This window comes from Chloroflexota bacterium (genome assembly GCA_014360825.1).
In the GTDB taxonomy this organism is placed as follows: domain Bacteria; phylum Chloroflexota; class Anaerolineae; order UBA2200; family JACIWT01; genus JACIWT01.
The window spans coordinates 1-6,507 of the sequence record JACIWT010000042.1 but is presented as its reverse complement, the minus strand read 5'-3'; the positions used below and the strand labels follow the sequence as shown (position 1 = coordinate 6,507).

Sequence of the window (6,507 nt, the reverse complement as noted above, 5' to 3'; positions counted from 1 at the left end):
CCCCAGAGCGCTTGCTATTCACAGCGAGCGGGATTTGCTCGACGAAGCCCTGGGCTATCTCTACTACTACAACAACGTACGAGAACACTCCTCCCTGGGCTACCAAACACCTTTTGCCCACCTCAAGGAGCAATTGCCAGAGATCGATGAGAACATCAGGTTGGTCGTACCTTTTATGCTCGACAAAGTCGCCGTTGAACTAGGCCCTTGGAGTGGATACCATGTGCTGGCACAGCACCCAAAAGATCAAATCTAAGCCCGGAGATGGGACTGGAGAGGTAACTACGGAGCCCCTGCCCCTACGATTCTGCCCCATTCACCAGCACGGCACCTCACGCGTCGCCGCAGGGAGATGCCCGGCTATCAGGCCATTGGGCGCGGTTTCAGCTGCCCACCGGGGACAGGCATAAAGCCTCCCCATACCGTCTAACCGGCACCGTCTCCCCGCACCCCGGGCAACGACCCTCTGCCGTCAGGAGAATGCGGGCGACCGTGTACCCTCGCCGCTCGATGAGCAGTTGCCCGCAACGAGGACACCAAGTGTTCTCGCCTGGGTGGCCGGTCACATTCCCCAGGTAGGGATAGCGCACCCCGGCCGCTTTTGCCATCTCGTAGGCTCGCTCGAGGGTCGAAATGGGCGTTGCCGGCGCGTCCATCTTGTAGGCGGGGTAATAGCGGGTGAAGTGCAACGGCACGTCAGGCCCGGCGTGTCGCAAGTGCTCATCCACCAGCGCGGATAAAGCATCCTCGCCATCGTTCACGCCCGTGACCACCAAGTGCACGATCTCCATGTGCAGGCCCAGCGCCAACGCCCGCGAAGCCGTCGCCCACGGCCCTTCCACGTCCTTCGCCCCACACCAGGTGGCGTAAACCTCCGTGTCGCCCTTCACATCAATCTTGATGGCATCCAGACCCGCCGCAGCCAGTTCCTCCAGCGCCTCGGCGGTCAGCATCCCGTTGGAGACATAGCAGGTGTACAATCCCGCCCGCTTGGCCAGGGGGAAGGCGTCCAGATTGTACTCATGCAGGAGCGCGGGCTCGCTGAAACTGGCGCACAGCCCTTGGTCGCCACCCCGCAGCGCCGCCTCCACCAAGTCTTCGGGCGAGAGATAGGGCGCGGACTTGGCCAGCGGATCAGTGCGGCTCAGGTGCCAGTTCTGACACCAGGCACAGCGCAGGTTGCAGCCATAGGCGCAGTAGGTCAGGGCCGTGCTGCCCGGATAGAGATGGAAGAAAGGCTTGATCTCGATGGGGCGGCTCTCCAGGGCCGCCAGCCGCCCGTAGACAAGGGACTGCAGTTGCCCGCCGTCGTTCCGCCGCGTCTGGCAGAAGCCACGCTGACCTGGAGCGATGAGGCATCGCCTCTGGCAGAGGCCACAGCGGACTGCACCGTCCTCTAATGGCTCGTACAGGCGTGCCTCGTGCATAGCCCATCAATCGAAGCGCTGCCAGCGGCCGCTGGCAGCAAGGACCCACACCACGCCCTGGTCTGTCTCCATGATCGTGCCCCCAGCGTACTCCTGGCAGCGCCCTCGGAAGCCGCGTTCCTCCTCGCTGGCCCAACCCAATAGTTCGCGCACTACGGTTTCGTTGCACCACACCTTTCCAAAGCCCCGACGAGGCTGGTACAGACCCTCAGGTGGCGACGCCTCGCAGGAGTAAGTGGGTTGACTCTCATCCCAGGTGTCGAGGTGAAAACTCCACGTCCCGTCATCGAACAGGACGGCGATGCTCTGACCCTCCCTGCGCCAGATCATCCGGCCGTGCTCGAAGCGCTCTTCAGCCATGTCGGTCTCGATGGCCTCGCCAATCGGGCAGCCGAGAGCGAGGCGCACCTCGGGTTGGCTGGCCCAGACTTGCCCAATCCGTCCGGTGGGCTGGATGGCACACGAAAAGGGCGATGGCGTTACCGCAGGCGCGGGCGTCCAGGCCCGGTAGGGGGTAGGAGTGAAGGTAGGCGTGGGCGTCGGTGGAGCGGGCATGACCACATCTTGTATCAGGGCGATGGTGCCGTCGGTCAACGAGAAGTATACGTAGCCGCGCACCGGGTCCACCGCCGTGTACAGGGGATCGCCACTCAAATAGAAACGGGCCACCTCACCCAGGCCGCGGGTGTCGAGGACGAGTATCTCGCCGCCCGGGGGCACGTCAGGACGATAGGTCTGGCTCAGCCCAATGAAGAGATGACGGGTCACTGGATTGTAAGCCAGGCATTCCGGATACTTCGGGAGGTCGAGAGCACCGATAGTCGTGAAATCCCTCGTATCTTCCGCCAAGATGTGATAATAGGAGAAGCGGACTGTGGTGGCGTAAAGTTCTTTCCGCTCGGGGTCTATGGCCAAGCCTGTGACGCTGAACGCGCTCGAGGTGTGCTCCAACGGCTCTAAGGTACGGCGGTCGAGGGTGTACACGATATAGCCCCCGTTTGAGCCTGGTATGCCGTTGAATGCTACCAAGTACAGCCGGTTGCTCGCCGGGTCCACATGGATCTCCACCGGCAAGACTTCGCTCTTGTAAGCCGTCATCAGCGTGTAGGCAGCGACCTCTCGATGGGTTCGAGCATCCAGGACGGTGTTCCCCACGTATACCCGATCGGCCTCGGGGTCCACGGCCACTGCGAGAGGATACATATTCGCTGGCAACTCTGCGACCACGCTCAGCGCATCACCATCCACCACCGAGATGGTGGCGCTGGCATCGTTGGCCACGTATATGCGATTGGTCACCGGGTTGACGGCCACGTTGAGGGGATGCATGCCCACCGGCACCTCGGCGATGACGCTGCGGTCCTCGATGACGAAGAGGCTGGCGGTGGCGGGCACGGCCACGTAGGTGCGCCCGCGCGTGGGGTCCACTGCAATCCCCCGGGGTACAATGCCCACTGGGATCACGCCGAGGACCTGATTGGTGGCCCCGTCGAGGACGACTACGTTGTCGCTATCGGCCACAGCGACATAAACGCGGTGGCTCTCCTCGTCCACTGCCACAGCCACCGGACGCACGCCGACCACAACGGAAGCGATAACCTCGTGGGTGCTGGCCTGGATCACGGTTACCTCGCCGCTGCCATTCGCCACGTAGAGCCGGTCTGCTCCCGCATCCACTGCCATGCCCTGGGGGTCGCCTCCCACTGGCACGCGGACCAAGACGGCGAGCGTATCCACGTCCAATGCAGCCAGATACTGGCGATAGGCTTTGGAGTCCCAATCGTTCAGGTAGAAGCGGCCCATAGCCGGATTGACCCCCAAGGTAACGTAGGAGTTCAGATTCACCTGGCCGATTTCTTCCAACTTCGTGGTGTCGAAAACATGTGTCTGATTGTAGACGTTCACGTACAGGTGATGCCGCGATGGGTCTCCGGCCAGCGCGAGCACGCCCTGCTCACCGACGCGGACCAGCGTCACGCGCTCGCCCGTGCGCGCATCGAGGACGATCACCGCCCCTTCGCCGTAACTGCCGACGTAGACCCGGCCCTCCATCACCAGGACGTCGGATGGCTCTGTGCCGACGGGAATGGCTTTCACCACCCGGTCGCCTTCGATCACGTAGAGGTTGCCATCGCCCTCGCAGGGCACATAGACTCGCCCCGTCTCGGGATCGGCGGCGATGGCCACAGGTCGCTCGCCTACCGCGACGACACTGCGCACCTCGTCGCCCTCAATGATGGAAACGTTTGCCGTCATGCGGTTGGCCACGTAAACTCTGCCGTTCACCACTGCCAAGTCGCTCGGGTCGCGGCCCTGAGCGGGCAGGTGGCGCAACGAAATGGTGCCCAGGAGGGTGGGGCGGTCGAAGGGCGGGGGTGTGAAGGTAGGGGAGACTGTGGCGGTGGGCGAGGGAAGGGGCGTTACCGTTAGACCAGGGGGAGTCGATGTGAAGGCGGGAGGGGTGTAGGTGAAATGCGCTACGGAAGGCGTCGGCACAGGCCGGCAAGAAAGCACACTCAGAACCAGCGATAGGATTATGTAAATGATATACCGACCGCGCGCCGTCATAGCAACCCCTCCTTGTCCGCAGGTGCGTATGGCCCTGCCCCCTACCGACCGTATCCGAACGTCCCTTACAAAGTAAGACAGGCCTCCGCCGCCAGCCAGAACAATTTCTCGCGCACAGTAGCGCGCTCATCCCACTGTCGGGAGTCCCATTCGATGCCGCTGACGTCATCGCCCCCGTAAAGCATTTGCGCCAACACCACGCCCCTGAACTGCGCCACAGCGAAGAGGGCTGCGGCCTCCATCTCCACCGTCAGGCAGCCCTCTGCCCTGCGCGCCTGCACTTTCACTGGCGTTTCGCGATAGAAGGCATCAGTAGTCCAGGTCTTGGCCACAATGTATGGGCAACGGTGTTCTTGTAGCACTTTCTCAATGGCCGCGATGCCTTCCGGACTGGCGTTTACTTCTCGGCTGGGTGGCAGGTAATGATAAGAGGTGCCTTCATCGCGGACGGCAGCCCGAGGCACAATGATGTGTCCCGCCGCGATGGCTCTATCTAACACTCCCGCGCCCCCGCAGGCGATGAATTTCTTACAGCCGCGGGCGATCACTTCCTCCAGCAGGCCCGCGGCCAGGGGAGCCCCTACCCCGGGGTGAAAGACCGCCAAACGCCTCCCACCCACCTCCATCTCGTACACCGGATGCGCCCCCATCTCGCTTCTCTGGCGGGCAATCTCCCTGGCCTTGCCTTCCTGGCACAGGCGGGTGATGACCTCTTGGAAGAAGCAGACCACACAATGTTCGGGCATGTCGAGGGGTTCGATCACTCGCCTGGGTTCGATGATCGCTTCCGATGTAGCATCAAACTCCAAGATGGGGTATCTTCGTCGCATATTCTCTCCTCAATGGGAGTCTGCTCTTTTCATCTCAATGAACCCCGCCGGCTCCTGGCGGCTCCTCCACTAGACCGGGTTATCCCAGTCGGCTGCTTTCCAGGGCATATTTTCAGGCCGCACGAGCGGCAACACCTCGCGGAAGAACGCCAACCGCTCCGGGCCGGTCATCGGCGTGAAGGACTCGGCCACCTCTAAGTCAGCCTCCAACTGCGCCAGCGTGGAGCAGCCCACGATCACCGTGGTCAGCGGCAGAGCCAGCGCGTAGCGCAAGGCGCGGTCGGCCACATGGGACAGCACTTTGTAGGCGAAAACTTTCATTCCCACCACCCCTACGCCAAGCCGTTGCGCTACGGGGAGGAACTCCTCGGCGAAATTGTAGATGAAATGGTCCAACACCGACACGGCCACGAGGACCGTATCGAACGGAAAACGGCGCAGCGCTTCAATCTGCACCTGGGGATCGCCGTGTCCGGAGATGCTGATAAAACGCACCAGCCCCTCCTCTCGCGCCTGGATAGCCGCTTCCAGCGCACCACCTGGCCCGGTCATGGCGTCCAATCGCGCGAAACGTGACACATTGTGCAGGCGCCATTCGTCCACATAGTCGGTCTGCAGGCGGGTCAGGCTCTCCTCCAGTTGACGCCGGGCACCGTCACGGGTCTCATCCCAGGCCTTAGTGGCGATCCACATCTCCTTGCGGCGGTGCTTGGCCACCAGACCCACCCGCTGTTCGCTCTGGCCCTGGGAGTAAATCCAGGCGGTGTCAAAGTAGCGGATGCCTCGATCCAGCGCCGTGTTCAAGATCTCTACGGCTTGCTCTTCACTGCAGCCCTCCTCGTCCACGATGCGTTGGGCACCGAAACTGAGGATGGGCAGGCTCACCCCGGTCTTGCCAAACGGTCGAGTTTCCATGGTCAACCTCCCTCTGCATCTGCGGTCGCCAACATCTGCCCGATGATCTCTGCCGCATCCCGAACTAATTTCGGACAGACAGTAGTGAAGACCTCCCTCTCCCTGGCCAGTGCCAGCCCCTCCGGAGTGCTGATATCATAGCCCAGTAGCTCTTTGCACCTGATCGAGCCATTACGAGACTCGAACCTATCCGCAAACTCCCTCACCCAAGCGTATGCTGTTTCCCTGGCCTGATCATCTTCCGCCCTTATCTTACCATATTTGAGCCCGATGAGCATAAAGGCACCGGTTACTGCCCCGCATACTTCGCCCAGGCGCCCCATACCACCGCCAAATGCCCCTGCTATCCTCAGGGCCATTTCGCGGTCCAGACCAAACCGGGGAGCATACGTTGATAACACCGCTTGGGCACAACTGAAACCTTCATTGAAGCAGGCAAGTGCACGTTCTACCTCGGTCATACCTCCACACCTCCAATTCTACATGTTATCTGAACCGGGCACGAATCCGGAGCAAACGATAGCCCTTAGCGCGGTCGGCTCTCCCGTAGCCACAGCACTCCATAGCCAGGCACAGTCATCGTCAAGCCAGCACAGGTTGTTGTCGAGAATTGCTTTCCGGAAACGAGGTCCACTAATGCGATATTTGCCCGGAACCCCGCATCCGCAAGATCGGCGTGGAATGTCTGCGGCACAGGGGAGACGTTGTGAACACATAGCACCCGACTGGACTCGTCTGGGGCTGTGCGCACGAGGCAGAACAAGGCC

Annotated in this window: 6 protein-coding genes; 1 reads left to right on the top strand and 5 read right to left on the bottom strand. The window is 61.7% G+C overall.

Translation table 11 applies throughout. From position 1 onward, the window contains the following. On the top strand, positions 1–256 hold a 256-nt coding region (locus H5T64_13130), incomplete at its 5' end, for a hypothetical protein (GenBank protein MBC7265279.1). Between the two features lie 127 nt (positions 257–383). Here H5T64_13130 and amrS read toward each other — a convergent pair. From amrS to H5T64_13105, 5 genes are all read right to left on the bottom strand, one after another. Next, positions 384–1,427, bottom strand: a complete 1,044-nt coding sequence (gene amrS, locus H5T64_13125; GenBank protein ID MBC7265278.1) for an AmmeMemoRadiSam system radical SAM enzyme — start codon at positions 1,425–1,427, stop codon at positions 384–386. Between the two features lie 6 nt (positions 1,428–1,433). Further along, entirely contained in the window at positions 1,434–3,995 is a 2,562-nt protein-coding gene (locus tag H5T64_13120; protein ID MBC7265277.1) for a hypothetical protein, read from the bottom strand. A 65-nt stretch (positions 3,996–4,060) separates the two neighbouring features. After that, positions 4,061–4,825 carry a nucleoside phosphorylase gene (locus tag H5T64_13115; protein ID MBC7265276.1) on the bottom strand — a complete coding sequence of 255 codons (765 nt, stop codon included), beginning with the start codon at positions 4,823–4,825 and terminating at the stop codon, positions 4,061–4,063. A gap of 69 nt (positions 4,826–4,894) precedes the next feature. Then, complete coding sequence (locus H5T64_13110; GenBank protein ID MBC7265275.1) at positions 4,895–5,740, bottom strand: aldo/keto reductase; 846 nt, start codon at positions 5,738–5,740, stop codon at positions 4,895–4,897. Positions 5,741–5,742: 2 nt separating this feature from the next. Further along, positions 5,743–6,201: a C_GCAxxG_C_C family protein gene (locus H5T64_13105; GenBank protein MBC7265274.1), complete on the bottom strand. Its 459-nt coding sequence runs from the start codon at positions 6,199–6,201 to the stop codon at positions 5,743–5,745. Between the last annotated feature and the right edge of the window lie 306 nt (positions 6,202–6,507).